Origin of the sequence: Pseudomonas sp. B21-041 (assembly GCF_024748675.1) — a bacterium.
GTDB lineage: Bacteria > Pseudomonadota > Gammaproteobacteria > Pseudomonadales > Pseudomonadaceae > Aquipseudomonas > Aquipseudomonas neuropathica.
Window position 1 is genome coordinate 6,124,387 of the sequence record NZ_CP087175.1, and the last position, 15,270, is coordinate 6,139,656.

14 protein-coding genes are annotated in these 15,270 nt (G+C 59.6%); 6 read left to right on the plus strand and 8 right to left on the minus strand.

Annotated elements, in window-relative coordinates:
• Nucleotides 1–27 precede the first annotated feature (27 nt).
• Complete coding sequence (locus LOY43_RS27380; protein WP_258708962.1) at nucleotides 28–657, minus strand: flagellar basal body-associated protein FliL; 630 nt, start codon at nucleotides 655–657, stop codon at nucleotides 28–30.
• A gap of 224 nt (nucleotides 658–881) precedes the next feature.
• Between LOY43_RS27380 and glpT the strand changes: the two genes are divergently transcribed.
• Nucleotides 882–2,231: a glycerol-3-phosphate transporter gene (glpT, locus tag LOY43_RS27385; RefSeq protein ID WP_016985912.1), complete on the plus strand. Its 1,350-nt coding sequence runs from the start codon at nucleotides 882–884 to the stop codon at nucleotides 2,229–2,231.
• On the opposite strand, the gene LOY43_RS27390 is transcribed toward glpT, so the two are convergent.
• From LOY43_RS27390 to LOY43_RS27420, 7 genes are all read right to left on the minus strand, one after another.
• Complete coding sequence (locus tag LOY43_RS27390; RefSeq protein ID WP_099757479.1) at nucleotides 2,207–2,875, minus strand: gamma-glutamylcyclotransferase; 669 nt, start codon at nucleotides 2,873–2,875, stop codon at nucleotides 2,207–2,209. The genes glpT and LOY43_RS27390 overlap by 25 nt on opposite strands.
• A gap of 196 nt (nucleotides 2,876–3,071) precedes the next feature.
• Entirely contained in the window at nucleotides 3,072–4,040 is a 969-nt protein-coding gene (locus tag LOY43_RS27395; RefSeq protein WP_095049381.1) for a CDP-6-deoxy-delta-3,4-glucoseen reductase, read from the minus strand.
• The gene (gene ubiD, locus LOY43_RS27400; protein WP_095049380.1) at nucleotides 4,040–5,506 is read right to left on the minus strand and encodes a 4-hydroxy-3-polyprenylbenzoate decarboxylase; all 1,467 of its coding nucleotides are present in this window, start codon (nucleotides 5,504–5,506) and stop codon (nucleotides 4,040–4,042) included. Before ubiD ends, LOY43_RS27395 begins: the two co-directional genes overlap by 1 nt.
• Nucleotides 5,507–5,586: 80 nt before the next feature.
• Nucleotides 5,587–7,548 (minus strand): acyltransferase family protein, encoded by a 1,962-nt coding sequence (locus tag LOY43_RS27405; protein ID WP_258708963.1) that lies wholly within the window; start codon nucleotides 7,546–7,548, stop codon nucleotides 5,587–5,589.
• Nucleotides 7,549–7,674: 126 nt separating this feature from the next.
• Complete coding sequence (gene rho / locus LOY43_RS27410) at nucleotides 7,675–8,934, minus strand: transcription termination factor Rho (protein WP_003229334.1); 1,260 nt, start codon at nucleotides 8,932–8,934, stop codon at nucleotides 7,675–7,677.
• 249 nt (nucleotides 8,935–9,183) lie between these two features.
• Nucleotides 9,184–9,513: a thioredoxin TrxA gene (gene trxA / locus LOY43_RS27415; RefSeq protein WP_003206727.1), complete on the minus strand. Its 330-nt coding sequence runs from the start codon at nucleotides 9,511–9,513 to the stop codon at nucleotides 9,184–9,186.
• Nucleotides 9,514–9,633: 120 nt separating this feature from the next.
• Entirely contained in the window at nucleotides 9,634–10,341 is a 708-nt protein-coding gene (locus LOY43_RS27420) for a FadR/GntR family transcriptional regulator (RefSeq protein WP_095049378.1), read from the minus strand.
• A 256-nt stretch (nucleotides 10,342–10,597) separates the two neighbouring features.
• Between LOY43_RS27420 and LOY43_RS27425 the strand changes: the two genes are divergently transcribed.
• The 5 genes from LOY43_RS27425 to ppx all read left to right on the plus strand — a co-directional run bounded on the left by LOY43_RS27425 (nucleotide 10,598) and on the right by ppx (nucleotide 15,173).
• On the plus strand, nucleotides 10,598–11,383 hold the full coding sequence (locus LOY43_RS27425; RefSeq protein ID WP_007911166.1) for a transporter substrate-binding domain-containing protein: 786 nt from the start codon (nucleotides 10,598–10,600) through the stop codon (nucleotides 11,381–11,383).
• 21 nt (nucleotides 11,384–11,404) lie between these two features.
• On the plus strand, nucleotides 11,405–12,079 hold the full coding sequence (locus LOY43_RS27430) for an amino acid ABC transporter permease (protein WP_095125810.1): 675 nt from the start codon (nucleotides 11,405–11,407) through the stop codon (nucleotides 12,077–12,079).
• Nucleotides 12,076–12,726 carry an amino acid ABC transporter permease gene (locus LOY43_RS27435; protein ID WP_095049376.1) on the plus strand — a complete coding sequence of 217 codons (651 nt, stop codon included), beginning with the start codon at nucleotides 12,076–12,078 and terminating at the stop codon, nucleotides 12,724–12,726. The genes LOY43_RS27430 and LOY43_RS27435 overlap by 4 nt, the downstream gene beginning before the upstream one ends.
• Nucleotides 12,713–13,450, plus strand: a complete 738-nt coding sequence (locus tag LOY43_RS27440; protein ID WP_095049375.1) for an amino acid ABC transporter ATP-binding protein — start codon at nucleotides 12,713–12,715, stop codon at nucleotides 13,448–13,450. The genes LOY43_RS27435 and LOY43_RS27440 overlap by 14 nt, the downstream gene beginning before the upstream one ends.
• 220 nt (nucleotides 13,451–13,670) lie before the next feature.
• Nucleotides 13,671–15,173, plus strand: coding sequence for an exopolyphosphatase (gene ppx / locus LOY43_RS27445; RefSeq protein WP_093429742.1), 1,503 nt, complete (start codon nucleotides 13,671–13,673; stop codon nucleotides 15,171–15,173).
• The last annotated feature ends 97 nt before the right edge of the window (nucleotides 15,174–15,270 follow it).

A 15,270-nucleotide genomic window follows, 5' to 3' on the forward strand; every position in this document is an offset into this window, starting at 1 on the left:
GTCGCAGGTAATTTTTCCGACGGATGTTTAGCTGCCGTTTGCGCCTGCAACGTCACCGGGCATCAACTGTTCCTGAACCTTCCGACTACGAGATTGGACCAACTGCCCCTTGTCATCGAAGCGCAGAACAATCAGCCAGTCATACACATCCACTGGCCATTTCGCCTGACCGATCAGCGCCGGGCCATCGCCGCCGAAAGCTGCAATCAGTTTGTTGATATGGCCGTGGTGCCAGGCAATCAGCACGGTTTTTGCCTGATTGTGCTTGCGCAGCCGAGTGACCAGCTCGTCGACCTGGTTATTGGCGCAGGGCTGTTCGATGGGCAGTTGCAGGCGCTGGGACAGCGGGATCAGTGTCTGCCGTGGCCGCATACTTTCCGGGCTGTCGGCGGTAGCGATCAGACGCTGAGGGGTGAGCGCCTGGCCATCCAGTTTCAACGGCGTGAAATAGTCGGCATAAGCCGCAGCGCGTTGTTCGCCCCGGGCATTCAGTTCACGGCCTACATCAGGCTTTTCCGCATGACGAACGATCAACACGGTGACATTGCGCAGGCCTGGCGCCGCAGAACCTTGGGCGAAGCTCAGTGCCAACACTGAAACAGTCACCACTGCGACCATCAACAGTCTGGGCAATAGCCTGCGAACTTTCGGGGTCATCGTTTATCTCGCGAAATCAGTCGATCCATAGATCGCGAGTCTAAGACACAACATTCCAGGCGCGACAAAAACGCCCTGTTCTTACAGCTGAGCGACAGGTTCGTAAAGGAACGCGCGACTTCCAACATTTTCCGCTATTTGCTCGATGCGAACCGGTGCTATTTTCGGTAACGAAACTGTAACATTCGCATCCGCAGTCAAAACAAGAAATCTGGAGCTCTTGAATGTTTGCTTTCTTTCGTCCTGCCGCACATCAGGCTCCATTGCCTGAAGAAAAAATAGACAGCACGTACCGACGCCTGCGCTGGCAGATCTTCGCCGGTATCTTCTTTGGCTACGCGGGTTACTACCTGCTGCGCAAAAACTTCTCGCTGGCCATGCCGTACCTGATCGACGAAGGCTACAGCCGTGGCGATCTGGGCCTGGCGATGTCGGCGATTGCCATCGCCTACGGCCTGTCGAAATTCCTCATGGGCCTGGTGTCCGACCGTTCCAACCCGCGCTACTTCCTGCCGTTCGGCCTGCTGGTCTCGGCTGGGGTGATGTTCATTTTCGGTTTCGCGCCTTGGGCAACGTCCAGCGTGACCATGATGTTCATCCTGCTGTTCATCAACGGCTGGGCCCAGGGCATGGGCTGGCCGCCAAGTGGCCGGACCATGGTGCACTGGTGGTCGCAGAAGGAACGCGGTGGCGTGGTATCCGTGTGGAACGTGGCGCATAACGTTGGCGGCGGCCTGATCGGCCCGCTGTTCCTGCTCGGCATGGGCTTGTTCAACGACTGGCACGCGGCGTTTTACGTACCGGCAGCAGTGGCGCTGGGCGTGGCGGTATTTGCCTTCATCACCATGCGCGACACCCCGCAATCGGTCGGCCTGCCGCCCATCGAGAAGTACAAGAACGATTACCCGGAAGGGTACGACGCCAGCCACGAAGACGAATTCAGTGCCAAGGAAATCTTCGTCAAATACGTGCTGCGCAACAAAATGCTCTGGTACATCGCCATGGCTAACGTCTTCGTTTACCTGCTGCGCTACGGCGTACTGGACTGGGCGCCGACCTACCTGAAAGAAGCCAAGGGTTTCACCGTCGATAAAACTTCGTGGGCTTACTTCTTCTACGAGTGGGCGGGCATTCCGGGCACGCTGCTGTGCGGCTGGATGTCGGACAAGATCTTCCGTGGCAACCGTGGCCTGACCGGTATGGTGTTCATGGCGCTGGTGACCGTGGCGACCCTGGTTTACTGGCTGAACCCGGCCGGTAACCCGACCGTCGACATGATCGCGCTGTTTTCGATCGGCTTCCTGATCTACGGCCCGGTGATGTTGATCGGTCTGCAGGCGCTGGAACTGGCGCCGAAGAAAGCCGCCGGCACGGCTGCGGGTTTCACCGGCCTGTTCGGCTATCTGGGTGGTTCGGTCGCGGCCAGTGCGGCGATGGGCTACACCGTTGACCATTTTGGCTGGGACGGCGGTTTCGTCCTGCTGGTGGGCGCTTGCCTGCTGGCGATGGCCTTCCTGGCCCCGACGCTATGGCACAAGCAAGTCGCCAGTCAGAGCCGTGAAGCAGTCGCTTGATCGCTTTGTGATTTACAGCGCTTGAGCCGCGCCTCCAGATTACGGTCTGGCATGGCGTGGCTGCGCAGGGCGTGGGCGGTCTGCTCGACATAATCGCGAGTGGTGCCGTAACGCCCGCAAGCGCTTGCGAACACTTGGCTCAGCACGTGATCCGGCAAGTTGCCGGCATAGCTGGGCAGGTGTCGCTCCAAAACGAATCCCAACGCCTGAACCTGACTGCCATCTTCGAGCCGGCAGTTGAGCCAGTGTGGCCGGTAGGAAGGCACTGGCATCTCGCGTTTCCACAAGGCGTACAGCGCCGCGTCGAGATTATCTTCCGGCAAGCGATAGGCGAAGCCACTGCACGAACCGCCGCGATCCAGACCAAACACCAGACCGGGCATTTCCGGCGTGCCGCGATGCTCGTGCGACCACAGGTACAAACCGCGATGGTAACCATGCACGCGTCCGCGCAGCCGCTCCACCGCCGAGCATTCAGGCCGCCAGATCAGTGAGCCATACGCGAACAGCCACACCGGCCCGCCCTTGTGGCGCGCCATGGTTGATTGCATGGAAGCGAGAAGTTGTTCGTGCGTCAGCTGCGGCCCAAGATCGAGCCGCGGAGGGTAATTCAAATTCAGAAAAGCGTTTTCAATGGCGCTCATGGCGAATAGCGTTCAGCTCCCCGCGGGTGAAGAATTACTTAATAGAACGCACCGCTGTAACAATAAGGCACATATGTTTTAAGGCAATTTGAGTGCCATGGCACAGTTCTTAATTGATTGCCTGATTGATATATAACCTAGCGGTATTTATGCGATTACATAAATACCGATCGGCTATATAGCGAGTTATAACGAATCAGGAGCGGGGGGCGTAAGCGAACACGTCGGCGCGCATTTGATGGGCGTCCATGCCCGCTTCAACCAGTGCGTCCAGAGTGCCGTAGACCATGGCCGGCGAGCCGCTGGCGTAGACGTGCAGCGGTTTCAGATCCGGGAAATCTTCACAGACTGCCTCGTGCAGCATGCCGCAGCGCCCTTCCCAACCGCATTGATCGCTGACGACTTTATGCAGGAACAGATTGGGTAATTTCAGCCACTCGTCCCAATGTTCGATCTCATAGAAATCTTCCGGACGGCGCACGCCCCAGTACAGATGCACCGGGTGTTTGAAGCCTTTAGCGCGGCAGTGTTCGATCAGGGCGTGAATCTGGCCCATGCCGGTGCCGGCGGCAACCAACACCAGCGGCCCGTCGGGCAGCTCGGCCAGATGCGTATCGCCGAACGGCAACTCGACCCGCACCATCGCGTTGCGTTGCAGCTGTTCGATCAGGCTCAGTGCACTGGCTTCGCGCGCCAGCACGTGGATTTCAAGATCACGCCCGCCGTGCGGTGCCGAGGCCATGGAGAACGCTGACTTCTCACCGTTCTCGCGCTCGATCATCAAATACTGCCCGGCGTGATAACGCGGTGGCTTGCCCGCCGGAGCGCGCAGCCGCACACGCCAGGTGTCGCCACCCACGTCGCGGCATTCGATGACCTGACATGACAGGCTGCGCACCGGCAGTTCTCCCAGCGCGAGCACGCCATCCCACAGCAGGATGCAGTCTTCCAGCGGCTCGGCTATGCAAGTGTAGAACTCGCCGTGGTCGTGCACTTTGCCATCCTGCGCGACGCGGCCTTCAACCAGCAACGCCGCACACACATGACAATTACCGTTGCGGCAGCTTTGCGGGCATTCGTAGCCCAGACGCCGCGCGCCGTCGAGAATCCGCTCACCGGGCTGTATCTCAAGCACTGCTCCGGAGGGCTGCAGGGTTACACGCATCAATCTATTCCTAACTGATTCCAGATGGCATCGATCCGTTGGGTGACGGCGTCGTCCTTGACGATCACACGGCCCCACTCGCGAGTGGTTTCGCCCGGCCACTTGTGGGTGGCATCGAGGCCCATTTTCGAACCTAACCCTGAGATCGGCGAGGCGAAGTCGAGGTAGTCGATCGGCGTGTTATCGATCATCACAGTGTCGCGCTTGGGGTCCATGCGCGTAGTGATGGCCCAGATCACGTCGTTCCAGTCACGGGCGTTGATATCGTCGTCAGTGACGATAACGAACTTGGTGTACATAAACTGTCGCAAAAACGACCAGACACCGAGCATCACGCGCTTGGCGTGCCCCGGATACGACTTCTTCATCGTCACCACAGCCATGCGGTACGAACAGCCTTCCGGCGGCAGGTAGAAGTCGGTGATCTCCGGGAACTGCTTCTGCAGGATCGGCACGAACACTTCGTTCAACGCAACGCCGAGGATCGCCGGCTCATCTGGCGGACGACCGGTGTAGGTGCTGTGGTAGATCGGTTTGATCCGGTGGGTGATGCGCTCGACGGTGAACACCGGGAAGCTGTCGACTTCGTTGTAGTAACCGGTGTGATCGCCGTAAGGACCTTCGTCAGCCATCTCGCCCGGGTGGATTACGCCTTCGAGGATGATTTCGGCGGTGGCCGGCACTTGCAGGTCGTTACCACGGCACTTGACCAGTTCGGTGCGGTTACCGCGCAAGAGCCCGGCGAAAGCGTATTCGGACAGGCTGTCCGGCACTGGCGTCACGGCGCCGAGAATGGTCGCCGGATCCGCACCCAGGGCGACGGACACCGGGAACGGCTGGCCCGGATGCTTCTCGCACCACTCGCGGAAGTCGAGAGCGCCGCCACGGTGGCTGAGCCAGCGCATGATCACCTTGTTGCGGCCAATCACTTGCTGACGGTAGATACCGAGGTTCTGGCGATCCTTGTTCGGGCCTTTGGTGACGGTCAGACCCCAGGTGATCAGCGGGCCGACGTCGCCGGGCCAGCAGGTCTGCACCGGCAGCATGGCCAGATCGACGTCGTCGCCTTCGATGACCACTTCCTGGCACACCGCGTCTTTGACGACTTTCGGCGCCATCGAGATGATCTTGCGGAAGATCGGCAGTTTCGACCATGCGTCTTTCAAGCCCTTCGGTGGCTCCGGCTCCTTGAGGAACGCTAGCAGCTTGCCGATTTCGCGCAGCTCGCTGACCGATTCGGCGCCCATGCCCATCGCCACCCGTTCAGGCGTGCCGAACAGGTTGCCGAGCACCGGGATGTCGTAGCCGGTGGGTTTCTCGAACAGCAACGCCGGGCCCTTGGCCCGCAGCGTGCGATCGCACACCTCGGTCATTTCCAGCACCGGCGAGACGGGAATCTGGATGCGTTTCAACTCTCCGCGCTGCTCAAGCTGCTGCACGAAATCCCGAAGATCCTTGAATTTCATTGACGATGGCACCCTCAAAATAGGCGTACATCCTACCTGCTCTGACGGGCAAACAGCAGCCCGTCAGAGCCTGGCATCAATCAATTGTCGCTGGTACCCAGCATCAATGGCGCAAACAACGGGCTCAGTCTGGCGCTGCCAACGTCCGAAAGATGATCGGCATCCTTGTATTGCGAGTGGCCATCGACATCGATGGCGCACAAGCCGTCCTTGCACATCAGCGGCGTCGGATCGATGACATGAATGCCGGAATCAGCGGCGCTCATCGAGCCGAACAACGAAGTGAAAAACTGCTGGCGAGCCAAATGTTCGTTGAGCGGGCGACCGAGACCTTCTGCCGAACGGCCGATGCGCGCCAGACTGGTCAGACGGTCGATGAAGCTCTTGTGTTGCAGTGGCACTTCCTTGAACAGCCAGACTTGCACACCCGCTTCACGCAACTCGGCCACTTGCGCCTTGAGGGCGGCAGCCATGCGCTGCTCTGCCTGGCGCGGGTTGTCCTTGCGATCAAGCAGGAACTGTATATCGCCATCGCCGTCTTCACGACCATAAACGTACAGGCTCCAGTTCGCCGCCAACACCACGTCCTTGATCCCCAGACTCCTGACGCGGTCCATGTTGCGCTGGTTGAAGTCTTTGCACTGAGGGCGTAAGTGGTCATCGATGATCGGCGGGCACCCGGTCAAGCTGTACAGCCACACCGGCTGCACGTTGCGCCCGGCATTGCCTTCGATGGCTGGCAACAACGCGGCGGCGTGACTGTCGCCCCAGAACATTTTCGTCGCCGTTATATGTTGATCACCACCCACAAGGCAGGATTTGGTCAGTGCCTTGTCCGTGCTCAAGTGCATGCAGTTCGACTGCCCCGCATTCCACTCGCGCGATTGCGCATATTCCAGTGCCTTGCCGGTCAGGCGCTGCGGCACGCCGTCTGCCGAACGAATGGCCGAACCGGTAATCGCCAGCACGGCGATCGACACCAAACCTCCTATCAACACTGAGTTACGGCTGGCGAATACACGCTTTTCACGGAAGGGTAGTTCGATATAGCGCAGGCTCAGCCAGGCCAGCGCCAATGCCAGGGCCATCCAACCGAGCGCTTCCAGCGGCTGGATACCGTCGATGGAGATCGCATTGGCATACACGTAAACCGGCCAATGCCACAGATACAGCGAATAGGAGAGCAAGCCGATCCACACCAGAACCCGGATACTCAACAACCGGCCCGCCCACGTTGGGCCCTGTGCACCCGACCAGATCAGCGCCGTCGTGCCCAATACCGGCAACAGCGCCGCCCAACCCGGGAACACTGTGGTTTTGTCGAAGGTAAACACCGCCACCAGCACCGCCGCAAGCCCGACAAGGCCAACGGACTGCCGCAGCCATGGCCGCGCAACATGCTTAGGCACGGGTATTACCGCCAGCATGGCCCCGCAGAGCAGCTCCCACGCGCGGGTCGGCAACGAGAAAAAGGCAAACTCCGGCCGGCGTTCGATGTAGATGATGTTCAGGCCGAACGACACCAGCAGCACGGCGAACAGCATCCAGCGCCAATGACGGAGGTAGCGCATCAGCAAGACCATCATCAACGGGAAGAAGATGTAGTACTGCTCTTCCACCGCCAGCGACCAGGTATGCAGCAACGGCTTGAGTTCCGACGCCGGCGCAAAGTAGCCGTCTTCACGCATGAACAGGATGTTGGAAATGAACAGCGACTGGTAACGAATCGTTCGCCCCAGTTCGGCAAGGTCCTTGGCCGTCAGCAACAGCCAGCCTAATGCCAGCGTCACCACCACAACCACAGTCAACGCCGGCAGGATGCGTCGGGCGCGACGCCCCCAGAAGTCGAGGAAGCTGAAGCGCTGCGCGCTGATTTCACGAAACAGGATTGAAGTGATCAGAAAACCGGAAATGACGAAGAACACATCAACGCCGACAAAGCCGCCGCTGAATGTGTTGAATCCGAAATGAAACAGGACGACGGGAATAACCGCCAGCGCCCGTAATCCGTCGATATCACGGCGATTGCCAAACGTGTGCATAACCTTTCTTATCCTTGTAGGTACAAACCGCTCCAGACAAGGACAGTAGCGCGTTACGAAAGTTATGCGGCGCGTACGCAAAAAAAACGCCCCCTTTCGGGAGCGTTCTTTTTTACAGCGTGTGTATTACTTACGCTTCATCGACAAGAAGAACTCGTCGTTGGTCTTGGTCGTCTTCAGCTTGTCGACCAGGAACTCGATGGCAGCCACTTCGTCCATCGGGTGCAGCAGCTTGCGCAGGATCCACATACGCTGCAGTTCGTCGTCGGCGGTCAGCAACTCTTCGCGGCGGGTGCCGGAGCGGTTGATGTTGATGGCCGGGAACACACGCTTCTCGGCGATCTTACGATCCAGAGGCAGTTCCATGTTGCCGGTACCCTTGAACTCTTCGTAGATCACTTCGTCCATCTTCGAGCCGGTTTCAACCAGCGCGGTGGCGATAATGGTCAGCGAGCCGCCTTCTTCGATGTTACGCGCGGCACCGAAGAAACGCTTTGGCTTCTCGAGGGCGTGGGCATCGACACCTCCGGTCAATACCTTGCCGGAGCTCGGGATCACGGTGTTGTAGGCACGGGCCAGACGGGTGATGGAGTCGAGCAGGATCACCACGTCTTTCTTGTGCTCGACCAGGCGCTTGGCCTTCTCGATCACCATTTCGGCTACCTGTACGTGACGGGTCGGCGGCTCGTCGAAGGTCGAGGCAACCACTTCGCCGCGCACGGTGCGCTGCATTTCGGTTACTTCTTCCGGACGTTCGTCGATCAGCAGCACGATCAGGTGAACTTCAGGGTTGTTACGGGCGATGTTCGCGGCGATGTTCTGCAGCATGATCGTTTTACCGGCTTTCGGCGGTGCAACGATCAGACCACGCTGGCCTTTGCCGATCGGGGCGCACAGGTCGATGACACGACCGGTCAAGTCTTCGGTGGAGCCGTTACCGGCTTCCATCTTCATGCGCACGGTCGGGAACAGCGGAGTCAGGTTCTCGAAGAGAATCTTGTTTTTCGCGTTCTCGGGACGATCGAAGTTGATCGTGTCGACCTTGAGCAGGGCGAAATACCGCTCGCCTTCCTTCGGAGGGCGGATCTTGCCAACGATGGTGTCACCGGTGCGCAAGTTGAAACGGCGGATCTGGCTTGGCGAGACGTAGATATCGTCCGGGCCGGCCAGGTAGGAAGCGTCAGCGGAGCGCAGGAAGCCGAAGCCGTCCTGGAGAATCTCCAGCACGCCATCACCGGAGATTTCCTCGCCGCTTTTCGCGTGCTTTTTCAGCAGGGAGAAAATCACGTCCTGCTTGCGCGAACGGGCCATATTTTCTATGCCCATCTGTTCGGCCAATTCGAGCAGTTCGGTAATCGGCTTTTGCTTGAGTTCAGTCAGATTCATATAGGAATGACGTAATCATTTATGGAGGGGGGAAATTAAGCTTTTGGCTTAATGAGGCCGCGCCGCGGAGAAGGCGACAGGATCGCGAACTAATTCGAAAAGGAGTGCGTCGGCGACGGCTAGCAGGGGGCAATGGAGAAACCAGTGCGGGGCCGAATGTACCACCTGAGTTTCGGAGCGTCTAGCCCTGAATACGCAAAAAGCCCCGCTAATTTGCGGGGCTTTTTTTCAGGCACTTTACAGCGACGCTTAGATGTTGGCGTCGAGGAAAGCCGCCAGTTGCGACTTCGACAGGGCGCCGACTTTGGTCGCTTCAACGTTGCCGTTCTTGAACAGCATCAGGGTCGGGATACCACGCACGCCGTGCTTGGCCGGGGTTTCCTGGTTTTCGTCGATGTTCAGTTTGGCAACGGTCAGCTTGCCTTTGTAAGTCTCGGCAATCTCGTCCAGAACCGGAGCGATCATTTTGCAAGGACCGCACCATTCAGCCCAGTAATCGACCAGGACAGCGCCTTCGGCCTTGAGTACGTCGGCTTCGAAGCTAGCGTCGCTAACGTGTTTGATAAGATCGCTGCTCATGGAATTCTCCAGGTTGTAAGCAAAAAAACGTGGCCCATCATAGCCGCCCTTCCCCTGTTCAGGAAGCCGCAGTTGATTGAGTCTTGCTATGGCACTCGATGAGTTTGGGTATAGCTCAAGTCACGTCGTGGCGGGGGCAATGAAAGCAATTCCGGTACGCAGGGCGGCGTTGCGCACGTGTTCCTGCATGGCTTTTTGTGCAGCACCGGAGGCGCGGCGTGTAAGGGCCCGGAGGATCTTGCGGTGTTCCTGCCAGGTTTCCATGGCGCGTTCGGTGCGGATGAACGGTAGTTTCTGGCTCTCGAGAAAGATCTCGGCGCTGGCAGTGAGGATGCTCAACATCGCCTGATTGCCGCTGGCCAAGAGGATTCGGCGGTGGAATTCGAAGTCCAGTTTTGCTGCTGCCTCAAAGTCACCAGCCCTCAATTGGTCACGCATGGCCGCAACGTTGTCTTCGAGCGCATCCAGATCGAACGTGCTTAACGTGACCGCCGCCAGCCCTGCGGCGAAGCCTTCCAGCGCATAGCGCAACTGAAAGATATCCAGCGGTGACGCTTGCGCCGCAAATGGCCAGCCCGGTGCCTGCGCGCCACGCGGCAACTCTACGGGCGACTGCACGAACACGCCTTTGCCCGGCTGAATACTGACCACACCCAGCGCACTCAGCGAGGACAACGCCTCACGCAACGACGCCCGGCTGACGCCCAGTTGCAGCGCCAGGTCCCGTTGCGACGGCAACGCATCGCCCGCACCGAAACCCTGCTCAGTGATCAGTTTGCGGATCGCTTGCAGCGCCACTTCGGGTACCGCACGGGAAATCGAGTTCATGGTTTTTCAGACGCGCCAGGCCAATGTGCGGCTAGTTGTAAAGCTATTCGCCGAGTCCGGCAAGTCGTGCCCCAGCAGGGTTCGGCGAACCACACCGGTGCGCCATGGCAGTGCGAAAAACAACCTGACTGTTCAGACCAGTAAGACCGAACAAAGCCGCTGAAACCGCGGTCTGCCGCGTCGAAACCGGTGTATTGGCACGGCCCATGCTCTGTCCGATCGCAGAAATCACTTCCCGCCGATCCGGAGATTGTCCATGACCAAGCGTTACAGCGCCCTCCTCGCCGCTCTGTTTTCCAGCCTGTTGCTCAGCCAGGCCCCCGCGCACGCCGACGGTCTCGACGACGTGGTCAAACGCGGCACGCTGAAAGTCGCCGTGCCCCAGGACTTCCCGCCATTCGGCTCGGTCGGCCCGGACATGAAACCGCGCGGCCTCGATATCGACACGGCAAAACTGCTGGCGGACCAGCTCAAGGTCAAACTCGAACTGACCCCGGTGAATAGCACCAACCGCATCCCGTTCCTGACCACCGGCAAAGTCGATCTGGTGATCTCCAGCCTCGGCAAAAACCCTGAGCGCGAAAAAGTCATCGACTTCTCCCGTGCTTATGCGCCGTTCTACCTCGCCGTGTTCGGCCCGCCAGATGCAGCCATCGCCAGCCTCGACGACCTCAAGGGCAAGACCATCAGCGTCACCCGTGGCGCCATCGAAGACATCGAACTGACCAAGGTAGCCCCCGAAGGCGTGACCATCAAGCGCTTCGAAGATAACAACTCGACCATCGCCGCCTACCTCGCCGGCCAGGTTGATCTGATCGCCAGCGGCAACGTGGTGATGGTCGCGATCAGCGAAAAGAACCCGAAACGCGTCCCTGCGCTGAAAGTGAAGCTCAAGGATTCGCCGGTCTACGTTGGCGTGAACAAGAACGAAGCGGCGCTGCTGGCCAAGGTCAACGACATCCTGACCACCGCCAAGGCTGACGGCGCACTGGAAAAGAACTCGCAGACCTGGCTGAAAGAGCCGCTGCCGGCCGATCTCTGATCGACTGCGCGGGAGACCTTCATGGCTTATCAGTTCGATTTCATGCCGGTGGTGGAAAACACCGACCTGTTGCTGCGCGGGGCGCTGTTCACCCTTGAGCTGACGGCCATCGGTGCGCTGCTCGGGGTCGGTGTCGGAGTTGTCGGGGCTTTGGTGCGGGCGTGGAACATCCGCCCGTTCTCGGCAATCTTCGGCGTCTACGTCGAGTTGATCCGCAACACGCCGTTTCTGGTGCAGTTGTTCTTTATCTTCTTCGGCCTGCCGTCGCTGGGCGTGCAGATTTCCGAGTGGCAAGCGGCGGTGCTGGCGATGGTGATCAACCTCGGTGCTTATTCGACGGAAATTATTCGCGCCGGCATTCAGGCAATCCCGCGCGGACAGCTGGAAGCCGCAGCGGCATTGGCGATGACGCGTTTCGAGGCGTTCCGCCACGTGGTGCTGCTGCCGGCACTGGGCAAGGTCTGGCCGGCCCTGAGCAGCCAGATCATCATCGTCATGCTCGGCTCGGCGGTGTGTTCGCAAATCGCCACCGAAGAGCTGAGTTTTGCCGCCAACTTCATTCAGTCGCGCAACTTCCGCGCCTTTGAAACCTATGCGCTGACCACGCTGATCTACCTGTGCATGGCGCTGCTGATTCGCCAGTTGCTGAACTGGATTGGCCGACGCTATATCAGTCGAAGCGGGAGCCGCGCATGAGCGATTTCACCTTTTGGGACATCCTGCGCAACCTGCTCACCGGCCTGCAATGGACACTGGCGCTGTCGCTGGTGGCGTTCATTGGTGGCGGGATCGTCGGGCTGCTGATCCTGGTCATGCGCATCTCGAAAAACTCTGTGCCGAGCAGCATCGCCCGCACCTGGATCGAGCTGTTTCAGGGCACGCCGCTGTTGATGCAGTTGTTTCTGGTGTTCTTCGGCGTGGCGCTGGCCGGGATCGAAATCTCGCCGTGGATGGCCGCAGCGATTGCCCTGACCTTGTTTACCAGCGCTTATCTGGCGGAGATCTGGCGCGGCTGCGTCGAGTCGATCGCCCATGGCCAGTGGGAAGCCTCGGCGAGTCTGGCGCTGAATCCGCTGGAACAACTGCGCTACGTGATCCTGCCGCAAGCACTGCGCATCGCTGTGGCGCCGACCGTGGGCTTCTCGGTGCAAGTGGTCAAGGGCACCGCCGTGACCTCGATCATCGGCTTCACCGAACTGACCAAGACCGGCGGCATGCTCGCCAACGCCACGTTTGAACCGTTCATGGTCTACGGCCTCGTCGCCCTCGGCTACTTCCTGCTCTGCTACCCCTTGTCCCTCAGTGCGCGCTACCTGGAAAGGAGACTGCATGCCTCTGCTTAGAATTTCCGCCCTGCATAAATATTACGGCGATCACCACGTGCTCAAAGGCATCGACCTCAGTGTCGAAGAAGGCCAAGTGGTGGCGATCATCGGCCGCAGCGGCTCGGGCAAATCCACCCTGCTGCGCACCCTCAATGGTCTGGAATCGATCAATGACGGCGTGATCGAAGTCGACGGGGAATACCTCGACGCCGCCCGCGCCGATCTGCGCAGCCTGCGGCAGAAAGTCGGCATGGTGTTTCAGCAGTTCAACCTGTTCCCGCACCTGACCGTGGGCGAAAACGTCATGCTCGCGCCGCAGGTGGTACAGAAAGTGCCGAAAGCCAAGGCTGCGGAGCTGGCCAGGGAGATGCTGGAGCGCGTGGGGCTCGGGGAAAAGTTCGATGCCTTCCCGGATCGGTTGTCTGGGGGCCAGCAACAGCGTGTGGCGATTGCCCGGGCGCTGGCGATGTCGCCAAAAGTGTTGCTTTGCGATGAAATCACCTCGGCGCTCGACCCGGAACTGGTCAATGAAGTGCTCAGCGTGGTGCGGCAACTGGCCAAGGAAGGTATGACGCTGATCATGGTCACCCATGAAATGCGCTTTGCCCGCGAGGTCGGCGACAAACTCGTGTTCATGCATCATGGCAAAGTCCATGAGGTGGGGGATCCGAAGGTGTTGTTTGCCCATCCGCAGACGGCAGAGCTGGCGAACTTTATTGGCACGGTGGAAGCGACAGCCTGAATCTGCCTCATCCTGATCGTTCCCACGCTCCGCGTGGGAATACAGCCAGGGACGCTCCGCGTCCCAAAAGCGGACGCAGAGCGTCCGGTGAGGCATTCCCACGCAGAGCGTGGGAACGATCAGGTTCGGGGTGCGCGCTCCGGCGGTTTGAACCATGCGCGTTGGCGCCAGCGTTTGATCGTGGCACGATGACGGGGTTATCGACCGAGACCCCCTGACCATGCCGCAATCCCAAGCCAAGAATCTGTCCCTGATCGCCGCAATCGACCTGGGCTCGAACAGCTTTCACATGGTCGTGGCCAAGGCCCAGAACGGTGAAATCCGCATTCTCGAACGCCTCGGCGAGAAGGTTCAACTTGCCGCCGGCATCGACGATGAGCGCCATCTCAACGAAGAATCGATGCAACGCGGCCTCGATTGCCTCAAGCGTTTTGCCCAACTGATCAACGGTATGCCGCTGGGCGCCGTGCGCATCGTCGGCACCAACGCCCTGCGTGAAGCGCGCAACCGCCTCGAATTCATCCACCGCGCCGAAGAAATCCTAGGTCATCCGGTGGAAGTCATTTCCGGCCGTGAAGAAGCGCGCCTGATTTATCTGGGCGTGTCGCACACCCTCGCCGACACCCCGGGCAAACGTTTGGTCGCCGATATCGGCGGCGGCAGTACCGAATTCATCATTGGCCAGCGCTTTGAGCCATTGTTGCGCGAAAGCCTGCAAATGGGCTGTGTCAGCTTCACTCAACGCTACTTCAAGGACGGCAAGATCACCCCGGCCCGCTACGCCCAGGCGTATACCGCGGCGCGGCTGGAGATCATGAGCATCGAACACGCCCTGCATCGCCTGACCTGGGATGAAGCCATCGGCTCCTCGGGCACCATCCGTGCCATCGGCCTGGCGCTGAAGGCCGGCGGTCACGGCACTGGCGAAGTGAATGCCGAAGGCCTGGCGTGGCTCAAGCGCCGCCTGTTCAAGCTCGGTGACGTCGACAAGATCGATTTCGAAGGCATCAAGCCTGATCGCCGGACAATCTTCCCGGCGGGTCTGGCGATTCTCGAAGCGATTTTCGACGCCCTCGAACTGCAACGCATGGACCACTGCGACGGCGCTCTGCGTGAAGGCGTGCTCTACGACCTGCTCGGCCGTCATCATCATGAAGACGTGCGCGAGCGCACCCTGACCTCGCTGATGGAGCGTTACCACGTCGACCTGGAACAGGCGGCGCGGGTTGAGCGCAAAGCCTTGCACGCGTTTGACCAGGTGGCAGTGGACTGGGAGCTGGACGACGGCATCTGGCGCGAACTCCTCGGTTGGGCAGCGAAAGTGCACGAAGTCGGTCTCGACATCGCGCACTATCACTACCACAAACACGGTGCTTACCTGATCGAACACTCGGACCTCGCCGGGTTCTCCCGCGAAGACCAACAGATGCTCGCGCTATTGGTGCGTGGTCATCGCCGCAACATTCCCAAGGACAAGTTTGCCGATTTCGGCGACGACGGCGACAAGCTGATTCGCCTCTGTGTGCTGCTGCGCTTTGCGATCCTGTTCCACCACATTCGCGGTACTCAGGCGATGCCGCAGGTGGTGCTGCATGCCAAGGGCAACACCCTCGATGTGGAATTCCCGGAGAACTGGCTGGATGAGAACCAGCTGACTCAGGCGGATTTCGGGCTTGAGGCGGATTGGCTGACGCGGGTTGGTATCGTCCTTACCGTCCACTGAGTCGGGCAGGCACAAAAAAGGCGATCCACAGGGATCGCCTTTTTTATTGGGTTCGGCTTGAAATTGGAGGTGGGCCTTCCCCCTCACCCCAGCCCTC